Origin of the sequence: Aureibacter tunicatorum, from assembly GCF_036492635.1 — a bacterium.
GTDB lineage: Bacteria > Bacteroidota > Bacteroidia > Cytophagales > Cyclobacteriaceae > Aureibacter > Aureibacter tunicatorum.
Window position 1 is genome coordinate 1044369 of the sequence record NZ_AP025305.1, and the last position, 13747, is coordinate 1058115.

Annotated in this window: 12 protein-coding genes; 6 read left to right on the plus strand and 6 right to left on the minus strand. The window is 37.4% G+C overall.

The annotated features are described in order from the left end of the window. The first annotated feature begins 178 nt into the window (after positions 1–178). The 3 genes from AABK36_RS04470 to AABK36_RS04480 all read left to right on the plus strand — a co-directional run bounded on the left by AABK36_RS04470 (position 179) and on the right by AABK36_RS04480 (position 7269). A complete protein-coding gene (locus AABK36_RS04470; protein ID WP_309937839.1) occupies positions 179–3229 on the plus strand; it encodes a GH92 family glycosyl hydrolase in 3051 nt (1016 codons plus the stop codon). Positions 3230–3397: 168 nt separating this feature from the next. Further along, positions 3398–5998: a Kelch repeat-containing protein gene (locus AABK36_RS04475; RefSeq protein WP_309937840.1), complete on the plus strand. Its 2601-nt coding sequence runs from the start codon at positions 3398–3400 to the stop codon at positions 5996–5998. 5 nt (positions 5999–6003) lie between these two features. Beyond that, a complete protein-coding gene (locus AABK36_RS04480) occupies positions 6004–7269 on the plus strand; it encodes a hypothetical protein (protein WP_309937841.1) in 1266 nt (421 codons plus the stop codon). 3 nt (positions 7270–7272) lie between these two features. Here the strand turns inward: AABK36_RS04480 and AABK36_RS04485 are convergent, their stop codons facing one another. The 5 genes from AABK36_RS04485 to AABK36_RS04505 form a co-directional block, all read right to left on the minus strand. After that, the gene (locus tag AABK36_RS04485; RefSeq protein WP_309937842.1) at positions 7273–7734 is read right to left on the minus strand and encodes a hypothetical protein; all 462 of its coding nucleotides are present in this window, start codon (positions 7732–7734) and stop codon (positions 7273–7275) included. A 77-nt stretch (positions 7735–7811) separates the two neighbouring features. Continuing rightward, positions 7812–8270, minus strand: coding sequence for a pantetheine-phosphate adenylyltransferase (coaD, locus tag AABK36_RS04490; RefSeq protein ID WP_309937843.1), 459 nt, complete (start codon positions 8268–8270; stop codon positions 7812–7814). 123 nt (positions 8271–8393) lie between these two features. Next, positions 8394–9287, minus strand: a complete 894-nt coding sequence (locus AABK36_RS04495) for a DUF3822 family protein (protein ID WP_309937844.1) — start codon at positions 9285–9287, stop codon at positions 8394–8396. Between the two features lie 8 nt (positions 9288–9295). Then, the gene (locus AABK36_RS04500; RefSeq protein ID WP_309937845.1) at positions 9296–9883 is read right to left on the minus strand and encodes a hypothetical protein; all 588 of its coding nucleotides are present in this window, start codon (positions 9881–9883) and stop codon (positions 9296–9298) included. A gap of 76 nt (positions 9884–9959) precedes the next feature. Continuing rightward, positions 9960–10445, minus strand: a complete 486-nt coding sequence (locus tag AABK36_RS04505; protein WP_309937846.1) for an NUDIX domain-containing protein — start codon at positions 10443–10445, stop codon at positions 9960–9962. A 142-nt stretch (positions 10446–10587) separates the two neighbouring features. On the opposite strand from AABK36_RS04505, the gene AABK36_RS04510 reads away from it, so the two are divergent. From AABK36_RS04510 to AABK36_RS04520, 3 genes are read left to right on the plus strand one after another with little or no spacing between them, the layout of a single operon-like run. Beyond that, complete coding sequence (locus AABK36_RS04510) at positions 10588–12000, plus strand: ATP-dependent DNA helicase (protein ID WP_309937847.1); 1413 nt, start codon at positions 10588–10590, stop codon at positions 11998–12000. A 16-nt stretch (positions 12001–12016) separates the two neighbouring features. Then, positions 12017–12418, plus strand: a complete 402-nt coding sequence (locus AABK36_RS04515) for a DUF1573 domain-containing protein (protein WP_309937848.1) — start codon at positions 12017–12019, stop codon at positions 12416–12418. Positions 12419–12467: 49 nt separating this feature from the next. Next, entirely contained in the window at positions 12468–12965 is a 498-nt protein-coding gene (locus AABK36_RS04520; RefSeq protein ID WP_309937850.1) for a DUF4494 domain-containing protein, read from the plus strand. A 43-nt stretch (positions 12966–13008) separates the two neighbouring features. Here AABK36_RS04520 and AABK36_RS04525 read toward each other — a convergent pair whose 3' ends face one another. After that, complete coding sequence (locus AABK36_RS04525; RefSeq protein ID WP_309937851.1) at positions 13009–13689, minus strand: murein L,D-transpeptidase catalytic domain family protein; 681 nt, start codon at positions 13687–13689, stop codon at positions 13009–13011. Positions 13690–13747 lie beyond the last annotated feature (58 nt).

Below are 13747 nucleotides of genomic sequence, written 5' to 3' on the forward strand. Positions count from 1 at the left end.
CATAGTTGCAATAAGCCATATTTCGAGAATTGTGAAAAAATACCCTCAAAATCGTCATCATATTATGATTTTTTCACAATGTAACCCTTATGTAATCGTTCTGGAAACGGCATTTACACCCAGCGGATTTATGTTTGGTGTATAGACTTTTATTTCCATAAGCGTAAAAGAAAACAACATGAATATTAAGAGTTTCATTTTTTCCAGCGTATTGTCTGTTGGAGTGATGCTTCAAGTAGCTGTAATGGCTAATGTTAACTCTGACAGTAAAGTTTCAAGAGAGAAACCTAGTGATTATGTAAATCCTAAGATAGGTACGGGAGGACACGGCCATACTTATCCAGGGGCTACAAGACCCTTTGGGATGGTTCAATTGAGTCCTGATACAGGCATAAGAGGTTGGGATTGGTGTTCTGGCTATCATGCTTCGGATAGTTCAATTATAGGTTTTTCACATACTCACCTAAGTGGCACTGGTGGAGGTGATTTGGGTGACATTCTATTAATGCCTTATATTGGCACTACAAATGTGAATCCGGGAACAAAGGCAGATCCAGATGCTGGATACAGATCGCGATTTGAAAAGAAGGACGAAATTGCTAAAGCAGGATATTATTCAGTAATCTTGAAGGATTATGGAATAAAAGCGGAGTTGACTACTACTCCAAGAGCTGGATTTCATAAGTACACATTTCCAAAGTCTAAGGAAGCAAATATTGTCTTGGACCTTGAGCATGGCATAGGAGACAAGTCTAAAGAGACATTTATCAAAGTTGCAGGCGAGAATGAGATTGAAGGATTAAGAAGATCCCAAGGTTGGGCGAAAGACCAATTTGTTTACTTTGTGGCTCAATTCTCAAAACCGATAAAGAATGTCGAATTATTCATTGATGATGAGTTGTCACAAGATATCCAATATGTGGAGGGGCAAAGCACGAAAGCGAACATTAAGTTCAAGACTAAGAAAGGCGAAAGCGTATTGGTGAAAGTTGGTATTTCGGCGGTTAGCGTTGATAATGCCAGAGAGAATTTGAATACTGAGATTTCTCATTGGGATTTTGAGAAAGTCGTTGCCGAGTCTGATGAGGTTTGGAATGGCAGACTTAGCGCGATCGAGGTTGAAGGAAACAATGAAGACGATAAAGAGATATTTTATACTTCAATGTATCATGCCATGATTGTTCCGAATTTGTTCATGGATGTTAACCATGAGTATAGAGGCATGGATGGAGATATTCATACAGCGGAAGGTTTTACTTATTATACATTGTTCTCGTTGTGGGATACATTTAGAGCTACGCATCCTCTTTATTCTATCGTTGCTCCTGAGAATAACAATGATTTTGTAAAATCTATGTTGACGATGTATCAGCAAAGCGGAAAATTGCCAATATGGGAGTTGCATGGTAATGAGACAGGAACGATGATTGGTTATCATTCGGTTCCAGTAATTGTCGACGCTATTTTGAAAGGCCAAACAGACGCGAATGTTGAATTGGCTTACGAGGCGATGAAATCAAGTGCAATGGCTGATGATAGAGGTTTGTATTACTTGCAAAAATACGGATTCATTCCTCATGACGAAGAGGCGAACAGCGTTTCTAAAATGGTTGAGTATGCATTTGATGACTGGTGCATCGCTCAGATAGCTAAACTCTTGGAAAAAGAGGATGATTATTACTATTTCGTAGAAAGAGCGCAAGCTTATAAATTGCTTTATGATGAGCAGACGAGTTTCTTGAGAGGAAGGGATATCAGTGGAGTTTGGAATCCGGATTTTGATCCTATGGCAATATCAACGCTTGGCAGAGGTGATTATACTGAAGGCAACGCATGGCATTATACTTTCTTCGCTCCGCAAGATGTAAATGGATTGATCGATTTATACGGTGGAAAGTATGGATTTGAGAAAAAGATGGATGACATGTGGGAGCAAGAAGCTGTTAATGATAACGAACATGCCCATGACGTAACCGGTTTGATAGGTCAATATGCGCATGGCAATGAGCCAAGCCATCATGCCGCTTATCTTTACAATTATATCGGCAAGCCTTGGAAAACCCAAAAGTGGGTGGCTGAGATCATGGCTACTCAGTATAGCACCGATAGAGATGGATTGAGTGGAAATGAGGATTGCGGACAGATGTCATCTTGGTATGTGCTTTCTGCAATGGGCTTCTACCCAGTAAATCCTGCTCAAGGAGATTATATCATAGGCACTCCAACTTTTGATAAAGTGACGGTCAATATGAGCAATGGAAATCAATTTGTGATTCAGTCAAATAACTTGAGCAAAGACAATGTCTATATTCAAAGCGCTATCTTGAATGGCCTTACGTTTGACAAATCTTATATTACTCATGAGCAGATCAAAAATGGAGGTTTAATGAGCTTTAAGATGGGACTAACAGCTAATCGAAAGTGGGCGGCTTCAGATCAAAGCAGTCCAGTATCAACAGCTCTTGCCGTTGGAGAGTCTATGCCAGAGTCATTGACTAAGCTCTTTATGCCATATACTGTTGATAAATCCAGAATGTTTGGAGATGAAAGAATTGTTGAATTGAAAACATATGATGAAGGCACTGAAATCTTTTATACTTTGGATGGGACAGAGCCTTCGGTTGAATCTTTCAAATATGAAGAGCCGATCATGTTAACAAGCTCAACTGTCCTGAAAGCGATTGCTGTTAAAGAAGGCTTTGCCGTTAGCGATGTGTTTGAGACAAAATTTATAAAATCAATATTTAAAAATAACAGCAGTGATGCTTATCCTAAAATCAGTTTGACCGTGCCATTGTCGAAGCCTTATGATTTGAAAAAAGAAATGCTACTTGATGGTATGTACGGAGGAAGCAATTTTAGATCTGGCAACTGGGCAGGAATTCAACAAGATGATTTTGAGGCGACGATTGAATTGGAAGAAACAACTTTGGTTCACAGTCTAGGCATAAACTTTTTGGAATGCACAAGCGCTTGGATATTCGCTCCTCTTGAGGTTGAGTTTTTAGTATCTGAGGATGGTGTTAATTTTGAAAGTGTAAAATTGGAGCAACTGGAAATGCCTGACGATCATACGAAGATATCAGTAAGAAAATTTAGATCTGGAGTTGATAAAAAAGTCAAATTTGTGAGAGTGAAAGCTAAGAACCCAGGCATATTGCCGAAATGGCATGCGGGAGCTGGTTCAGGCATTTGGATGTTCATAGATGAAATAATTATCGAAGGCTAGTTCAAATTTAAATATGAAATTAGATATAAAGAGGATAGTTAAGCTATCCTCTTTTTTTGTGGCTAACAAAATATCTCATCAATGCAATTTTGTATTATATTGCGATAGGTGTGTGGGATCATAAACAATTTCCTCATTTTTGTGTATCTATTATATTCTGCGAAGGTTATGAGGTTTATATTTTTACTGTCTTTTTTTTTATTATCATTTCAACTGAAAGCTGACATTGACGAACAGACTATCAAGGAGTTTGGGGGCTTGTCATTTTACTCCTATAATACGGCTGCTGAGAATAGAACATCGTTGAATTTAAGCTATGAAGGCAATTATATTGTCAATAGTAAGCTGAAGGTGTCTTTTGATATCAGCATTAATAAAAGACATTTGTACGGGACAGTATTTCGAATTATTTCCAATGACATTTTTACGTTTGATTTGGTGTACAATCCAGGCTATACATTGCCAAGTCCTTTTTTCAATGTGATAATAAATGGCAATGAAACAGACGTGAACATTCCGATAGAAGACATTTATTTATATCGGAATAATTGGTCGCGAATTGATTTTGAAATTGACTTTATGAATGATATTGTCAGGTTTATTGACAATGAAAAAGTATTGTCGGATAGTACTTTCACATTGCCTAAGAAGAATAGTTTGAATATTGTTTTTGGAAATAATAATACGCCAAAATTTGTGATAAGGGATGTGCCGGACATGTCGATTCGTAATGTGAGAATAAATACAGATGGCAAAGAATATTATTGGCCTTTACTGCAGGCAGAAGGAGAATTGACAAAAGATAAAAATTATGATAGAGTGGCATTTTGCTTTAATCCTTCTTGGATTGTAAACCAGCACCATCGCTGGCAAAAAGCGGATTCAACTCGTTCGTCATATAAGCCCGGAATCGCTTTTGATAATATAAACAATCATCTTTACGTTGTCGGCAAACAAAGAGTGTCAATATTCGATGTTAATGAGCTTGAGAAGCGTAGAAAGATTTATAAAGATAGTTTAAGTATTGATAGGTTGAGTATAAGTGCCGTGTCGAATCCATTGTTTGGAGGTTTGTGGGCTTATGATTATAGATTAGGGCCTTTGTTGGAGTATAATTTCAAAACGAATAAATGGCCGATGCCTTCGGTTCCATCTCCTGATGAGATACAATATTGGCATCACAATGTGATGTATGATTATAATAAAAAGACATATGTGTCTTTTGGTGGTTACGGCTTGTTCACTTATAAGAATACATTCAATATTTATGATGAAAAGACAAAGACTTGGAGTCCATTGCCAATGATGGGCGATAGAATAGAACCAAGGTATTTGGCTTCTTCAGGCCATTTAGGAGGCAATCAATATTTGATATTTGGAGGTTTGGGAAACCAAAGCGGAAAGCAAGCTTTGGGTGTTCAGGCTTTTTATGATTTGTATTTGGTGGATTTAGATCAGCAAAAGGTGAAAAAACTCTGGTCTGTGAATAATTCAAAATATATGTTCGCTCCTTCACAGGATTTGATAGTGAATCATGCTGACTCTTCATTTTATACGTTAGTTTATGATGCTTTTAAGGAGAAAACAAGTTTTAATTTAGTGAAAGTCAACATCTCCGATGGAAGCTTGGAAACCGTCAGTGATTCAGTAGCATTTAAATTTAAGGATGTTCTTTCCTCATTGCGTTTGTTTTATAATGAAGTAACCAAAGAGTTTGTCGCAGTCAAAAGAGAAACAGGAGTGGATGAAGTTTCTCAAATTAAAGTTTATACATTGACAACTCCACCGTTAAGCGAAGCCCAACTTCTTGAAATAAGCAATGAATCCAAGCCTGAAACTAATATCTTGGTTTTTTTAGTGGGAATTCTGTCCATTACGATTGCTTCATTGGGGTACTTCTTCTTCCTTAAGAACAAAAAAGTCGAAAAAAGATCTGTGGAAACGCAGAAGCCTGAGAAAAAAGTTAAGATTCAAGATACGCCAGCAGACAAGGCGTTAAGCGAAAACATAAGAAGCGAAGTCGCTGCAATCATTACCAGAGAGGCTAGGGTCAATAAGAATGCTATAAAATTATTTGAGGATTTTAAAGTTTATGATGCTCAAGGTGAAGATATTACTAAAAAGGTGACTCCTAAGCTTAAGCAAATTTTTGTGTTGATTTTGCTGACTCCTTACATTCACAATCGAGGAATAAGTTCCGAAGAATTGACAGAGAAGATATGGCCTAGCTCTGATAAAGTAAGTGGAAAAAATAGCAGATCGATAAGCATCAGAAGGTTGAGAGTTATTTTTAAGGAGTTGGAAGGTGTTGATATTGTGCATGAAAACAATCAATGGTTTATAAAGTTTTCAAAGGATTTATACTGCGATTATTCCGAAATGGTCGAATTTATCAATCTAATAAAGAGAGATGATGACTTGAAGTATTTTATGCAATTTTTCGAAATAGTCAAAAGGGGAAGCTTTTTAGGTAATGTACACTATGAATGGCTGGATGAGATTAGCAGTTTTATTCAGTCGGATATCATTAAAGTTTTGTATCAGTATGTTGACAGAGTTGATGATCCGGAGCAAAAAGTCAAGATCGCGGATGTGATTTTTAAATATGACATGTTAGATGAATTTGCTTTGGAAACAAAAGTGAAAGCTCTGTTGCTTTTGTCTAGGCATAGTATGGCGCAAAGTGTTTTTAAGAGGTTTAGAGAAGAATACGAGGCTTTGTTTGATGAAAAGTACCCAAGGAGTTTTGAAGACATAGAGTCGAGTTGATTTGAATGAAAGAGCAGCTGTCAAACATAAGCAAACCAGCAAAAAGGAGGTTTTCAGATGGTTGTTTGGGGATAGGAAAACTTCCTCCCTTGCAAATGATTAAAGTGCCAATGGATAAAAAGAAATGGCATGAGTTGCCCAAAGGGCCATTTGGCAGGTATTTGATGTTGCCGGGAACTGATTACCCTCACGTTACTATTTTTATTGACAGCAAAGATTTTAATGGAGAAAGGGTTTCGCTAACAATAGAAGCATTTCATTTTTCAAAAGGAAAAGAAAGCCCAAGGTTTTTTTACAGAGAAACGGAAAGGCCCGGAGTATTTATGTCTGAATATTTGCAGCCTGAGCAAGAGCTTGTCAATACTGAGGTGCAATCGATAATGGAGAGGTTTTCTTTGCCTTTAAAGATTGTGAGTGGTTCTTTAAGCCGGTCGGACAATGATTTGAACTGGAGGCAGGGAGATGATAGTACTTGTGTGGATCAACAAGAGGCTAGCAGGGAATTGGAAGTAAGAATAATTGATATTGAAGAACTGGGGCAGTTGCTTATTGATAAGCTGGAAAGCAAACCAAAGCTGAAGTTAAGGCGTAGAGAAAACTTCATTAAGAAGGTTAGAAACTTTAAAGGAAATTGGCAAGAGCTGGTTCGATTCATAGTTTATGATCTTAGGGAGACAACAGATTTACCTTCAATAGCGGACTTTTACAAATCATTTGGCGAACCTTCCAAGCTTTCTGAAGAAGAATTAATCAAATTGGTAAATAGCCAAAAGCCATGGACTTATTCCAGCAATCTCTCTAGAGAGGCGCTGTCTGAAGCTCAGGAAGATGTGTATGCGATGAAAGTCTTTATTGAATACATGTACAAGGAGTATCGTCCGAAATATTTTTTGTCGAGTAGAGTGCCTAAGCTTTTTCAAACAGATCAAGCTTATGAAGACAAGTATTCCCGATTGGCTAAAACTCATGAATTAGTTTCTGCGAATATGAGAAGGACTATGGATGAGGTGATCAATGATACTGAAACCGAAACGGATAAAAAGGCCGCATTTTCTTTGGATTATGTAGAGCAAACGACAAGAGCTCTCTTGGGGTTAAGAGATAAGCTTATTGATTTGGTGCTTGATAAAGTAGGAGATGAATGGCGTGACTTGGGCGATGATGACGGGACTGATATGGAGGGAAAAGTGATGTCTATGCCATATCCTTATAGGCCAATTTCCCGACCACTAACAGATCAGGAAATTGCAAAAATGAGGAGTGGAAAGTAAATATTACTTTTTCCAATCATCAGATGATGAGACGTGAACGCCATCTTTTTTTACTAAAAGATAATCCACTAATATTTTTTCAGTGCATCCTTCAAAATGATTGCCTGACTGGCTTTTTAGAATGACTGGGTAAGAATATCCATATTCTCTTTCAAATTTTAAAGGCATACCGTCGCTTTCTAGTATCAAGCCCCACTCTATATCAAAGCTCTTGTCCGGGCAAGCATTCTCATTATAAGCATAGTCGTACTTGAACTCTCCTGTGCCATCAGCGTTAAGCACTAAGAAGCCTGATTTGGATCCTTTGTATTTGCCAATGAATTGGGCGTCATTTGGAATAAGTACTTTTACATCCTTGCCATTGACATTAAAAGTTCTTGTTTTGCTAGCATCTTTGAAAGCGCTAAGGAAAAGAACTATTATGATGGCTAATGGGACAATAGATTTAAAAATTGTTTGATTCATGCTTTTTTCTTTTAAAAATATGAAGAGTGATTAAAAATATAAAGCAATAAGTGTGAATTTGTTATTATACTTTTTGCTTACAATGTATAGGGGAGAAAATCTTTAATATTTCCATTATATTTATGAACTTCTCTAATTACAGTAGAGCTTATAGATGCATATTCTGGAGAAGTAATTAAAAATACAGTTTCAAGATTTTCGTTTAGATGCCTATTTACTTGTGAAATACTGTTCTCATACTCAAAATCCGTGGTATTTCTTAATCCTCTTAACAAATAGTTAGCATTGACTTTTTTGGCAAATTCCGCTGTCAGTTCAGCGTATTTCAATACAGTCACATTGGGTTGGTCTTTGTAGGTTTCTTCGATTTTTTCAATCATGAATTCCAAGTCGAAGTATCTGTTTTTTTTGCTGGTATTGTAGCCTACGGCGATGATTACTTCATCAAAGATTTTAAGCCCTCTATTTACAATATCCGCATGACCCATTGTGAATGGGTCGAAGGAGCCTGGGAATATGGCAATTTTCTTTTTCATAACTTTAATGCTGACTTTCGTTACGCGAAACTTTAGCAGAGTTAAAGTTAGCCAAAAAAATGGAAATCCAAGCTTTAAGTTTGTGTTTGATGAGGCTAGAAAGGAAACAAAAAAGCATCAAAATTAAATGATGCCTGTGTATACAATATCGAAGTAATTGTTTTCTTCTAGTTCGTCGAATTGATAGCCAAATTTGACCTCATCAGGTCTTTGGCCCAGCATAATATTAGGAATATGCCTTTGTATTTGCCTAAAGTGAGGTGTTTTATTGCCGACAAAACCCCAAAGAGGTATATCGCCAATCATATTGCTGATGTCAAGCTCTTTTGAAATCAGAGATATGTATTTGATATACTCGTCAAATTGGTTGATTTGATATCTGTTGTAAAACTGAAGCGATCCATTATTGATTGTCCAGACATGCAATACAAAGCGGTCGATGAATAGAAACATTCTATTGGAGTTGTCCTTGCTTGTATATCTAAACGCACCTTCCACCAATACCGAGTTTTGATGGTAGACCTTGATCTCTTTAGCGGGATATCTATTTTTGAAGTATTCCACTAGCCTTGTTGGCACAGCGAAAACGTTGATGATTTTTCCGTCGAATAGTTGATCGTGGAAAAGCTCGTGTTTGGCAGGATTGAAGTCAGTGGTGATTTGCAAGTACTTGTCGGACTGCTCTTCAATAAAATCTTCCTCGGGAACGAATGTAAATATCGAGTTTTTGAAGTTGACTCTCACCTCTTTCCAAAAACCAGCAATGATCAAGGAGTGATCATCATAAAGATGGTCGAGAAAATTGACAAGCTCGACTTCGTTTTTGGGCGCTTCGAATATGAAATCCTCTATCAGAAGGCATCTGTTTGAGCGTGGGTCGATAACGGAGATTTGAAAATCTCTTTCACCTAATTGTAAAGACAAGACAAAGTGGTGCAGATCATCGATCTCCAACCACTTGTTATCTTTTATGGCTTTTACAGCCTTGAATACTTTATCTTCTGCTAAATTCGTCAACTTGTATATTATTCCCAGTTACCAGACAATGACGCATCCACCTTAGATCCAACTCTCAAAGGCTTTTGGTTGAAAATTTCAGAAGTTTCATCTCTTCTAGGATTCACAGGATCGATGTCTTTCGCTTCGAATACGTCAACCATGATATTTCCTTTTTTCACTTTGCTAGCGTACAATTCAAATTTCTTGTTTGAAGAAGAACCTGGAATGTAAGGCAATTTGCTGAAGTTGTATTCAGGAATAGCTTTAAATACAGAATCTTTTACATAAGTCCATCCCAAAGTATCGAATGTTACCGTTACTTTTTCAGCACCGTACTCAAGCATTTCGATTTGCTCTTTTTTCACTACGTTGAATATCTTGCCAGTATCAATGAAAGAAATCAAAGTGTCCCAATCAGCAGTGTATTTGCCATTAGTAGCTTGGAATGCAACTTCTGCATCTCTGATAAGCTCTAATTTGCGGATTACGTCTTTTTCGATTTTTGCTATCCTTTTCTTGTTTTCAATGTCAGAATTAACACTATCATATAAGAAATACGCTAACGCAGCTGCGATAACAAAAAATACAATTGAAAATAATTTAGTCAAGTTCATTATTCTTTATAGTTTTTGGTGCAATTATAGTTATTTTATTAAGCTTTTAAAAGCTAAAAAGCCATAATTATGCTCATCATTTAAAATTTAAAAAACTCTCTTTCTTCAGCAGGTCCTCTACTTTTTCACAATTCGTGAAAATTTGATGAACAGTCAACGGATCCATTTTTTTGATTTCGTCAAACGGCATGAATCGTATATCGCTCATCATTTGTTCATCTTTGCCAAGTTCCGGGTCTATACCCAGATTCATGTCGGAGCTATTGTCTGTTACAAAGACTTCAAAGAATGCCTCTAAGCTATGAAGAGGGCTGTCGATAAACTCATGCAGGCAAATAAATTTGCCAACTTTAATATCGAGATTTGTTTCTTCTTTGAACTCCCTGATAATAGAACGTTCCAAGGTTTCTCCAAATTGTACTTCGCCACCCGGCGGAGACCAAAAAAAATTCTTTTTTCCAATGTTTTCGTGCTTGATCATCAGCACGTTGCCATTTTGAATACAGATCCCGCAAGCTCTAACTCTCAGCCTGCCAGTGAACTTCGATATATTTTTTTCCAAGCTCGTGCATTTTATTGTAAGTCTAAGATAACAGACGAAAGGCTTTGATCAAAGTCAATGGCGAAGTATTCACAAAATTTTGAATTCATGGTCGAAATCCAGTAATTTGCGGTGGTTGTTATCATGAATAATTGAAAGAAATTTGGCAAAAGTATCTCAAGCTTTACTGAGGGCCTTCCCTCACAAGCCAACACAGGGACAAAGCGAACTTTTTGATTTGTTTGACGATTTTTTGGATAATTCCAAAACTCGCGATGAAAAGAAAACAATGCTGATCAAAGGCTATGCGGGAACAGGCAAGACTTCCGTAATCACCTCATTGGTGAAAGTTCTGCCTATGTTTAATTACAGATTTGTTTTGATGGCTCCCACAGGTCGCGCTGCCAAAGTGATGAGCAATTATTCGAGGCGAAGGGCATTCACGATTCATAAGATTATTTATAAACTGACTTCGGATCCCGATACTGGGGATTTGAAATTCAAAAAACAGAAAAATTATAGTGTCCGTACTGTTTTCATTGTCGACGAGGCTTCTATGATTGGAGACGAAGCTTCCAATGGCGCTCGTGGCTTGTTGCATGATCTGTCCAAATTTGTTTTTGCCGATAAGTCCAATCGATTGGTGTTAATAGGGGATAGTGCTCAGTTGCCTCCAGTGAAGTTGAATCATAGCCCGGCTTTGGACAATGAATATTTGCAACGAAGCTTTGATATGGACTTGATGGATATTCAATTGACTGAAGTTGTTCGTCAAGCTGAAGAATCGGGAATACTTCACAATGCTACGCATCTGAGAGAAGAAATGGTTCAATTATCTCCGCACGTGAAAATGAGCACTTCGGGATTCAAAGACGTCTATAGGATGAGATCCAATAAACTGGAAGATGGTTTGGTGTATGCTTACGAAAAATTCGGAGTCGAAAATGCGTGCATAATTTGCCGATCCAATCGGGAGGCAGTGCGTTATAATCAATATATAAGGGCTAAGATTCATGAATATCATGAAGAGCTGGAGACAGGAGACAACCTGATGATTGTGAGAAATAATTATTCATGGTTGGATGAAGATAGTGTGGCAGGATTTTTGGCAAATGGAGACTTTGTGAAGATCAAGAGTATATTAGACTTTGAGGAGAAGCATGGGTTGAGGTTTGCTTGGTTGGAGTTGAAATTGTTGGATTATGATAGCCACCCGCCAGTTGAAGCAGCTGTAATATTGGATACTTTGCATAGCAACGCCCCATGTTTGTCAGCGGAGGAAGCCCGTAATTTGTATTATAGCGTATGTGATGAGCATGCGGGTATTTCTGACAAGAAGGCAAGAAAGAAGGCGATTCAAGAAGATCCTTACTTGAATGCCTTGCAAGTGAAGTATGCTTATGCTTTAACTTGTCACAAAGCTCAAGGTGGCCAGTGGGACGCGGTGTTTGTGGATCAAGGTTTTTTGACCATGGATAGAGTGGATGAGGATTTTTATAGATGGTTTTATACAGCGATTACAAGAGCTAAGGAAGAGCTCTTTTTGCTTAATTTTAATGATATTTTTTTTAATTGATAAATTAAATAGGTTTATGAATTCAAAAGTTATTTTGATAGTAGTGTTTTTTCTGGGCATTGCTTTGCAAGCAGCGGCTCAAGAGCCTCAAGTGCCTATTATGAGCTTTAATTCTCGAACTTACGAGTTTGGAGATGTCGTTGAAGGAATGAAGGTGAAGCATGTGTTTAAATTCAAAAACACAGGAAGCGCTCCTTTATTGCTGAATAATGTATTAGTGACATGCGGTTGCACAGCGGCTAAATGGCCTCAATCTCCAGTAGAACCGGGAGATTCCGGGCAAATAGAGATTGTTTTCGACTCCAAAGGCAGGCTTGGAAGACAGCATAAGGTGATCACAGTTTTGTCTAATGCTGAAAACAATCCCGAGAAATTAAAGATAACGTTGACTGTAGTCAAGAAAGAAGATAAGAAATAGCTGTAGTATCAGTGCAATGAAATTATAATTAAGATATAACAATAGGAAGATGAATAACTGGTTTTTGTGTAAGATAAAATATAAAAAAGAAGACGATAAAGGTGTTTTGAAAAACATCACTGAACAATACCTTGTGGATGCTTTGAGCTTTACAGAGGCTGAAGCAAGAATTTATGAAGAGATGTCTAGCATAATCAGCGGAGAGTTCATTGTTACCAACATGACTAAAAGCCGAATCACGGACGTGTTTGAATACGATGATATTGATTTGTACCATCGTTGCAAAGTATCGTATGTATTGGCTGACGAGGATTCTGGAAAAGAACGTAAGATTACCAATCAAATGCTTGTGAATGCTCAGGATGTTAAGACAGCATATGATCGTATGTTTGAAAGCTTGAGCAATATGCTTGTGCCATTTAGAGTGACAGAAGTAGTCGAGTCTCCAATACTTGAAGTGTTTAGGTTTAAGAGCCAAGAACAAAGGCAAAATGAGGTTCCTTCTAACTTGAAGCCAGTATCAGAAGTGGATAAGAAAGAAGAATAATAGTATGTAAGCGAGCGCTTTCGAATGATTCCAAAGCGCTTGTTTATATGATTATAGATTCTTGTTCGTATTCTGAACTGTTCTTATGAATGTAAAGCAGGGATTTGTTTTTGATAGCAGGAATGATTTTTTTCTGCATGGCAAAAGGTATTGCAGGACAGCCAAAGCTTCTCCCCAAGCGCTTGTATTTTTTGATAAAATCATCGCTCACATAATTTGCCGCATGCATGACAACTGCTCTTTCTCTTGCTTTATCGTTAATTCCTTTTTCAAGTCCGTCAAGTCTTAACGACAGGCCGTATTTTCCGTAATATGTTTCGCCGGTAAGGTAGAAGCCAAGACTGCTTTGGTGAGAACCATTGGTATTGCTGAATTTTTCTGCATAGTTATTGCCGCTGTTTTTTCCATGGGCGACAAGTGTTTTATATAAGATTTTTTCGTTTTTGAGATCAATGACAAATAGTCGTTCAGAGGTTGACGGTTGATCGAAATCAATGATTGTCATTATTGAGTCATTGTTGATCATGCCATCGTTGTTAAGTGCAGAGTATCCGGAAACCGCTTTTTGAAAAGCTTCATATTTGATTTCGCCTTTTTCAAAGATTCGGCCGTAAATCGATGAGCAATTTTCGGGAGACGGGTTGTCAAGTGAAAATGAAACAAATGAGCTTACCAAAATGGTAACAATGATTGCGATTTTTTTTAAACCTTTATTTTTTATCATTAATTTAAAGATATAGATATTGTAGGATCGAACAGTTTTTAAAGAAGGAAATGGTTAG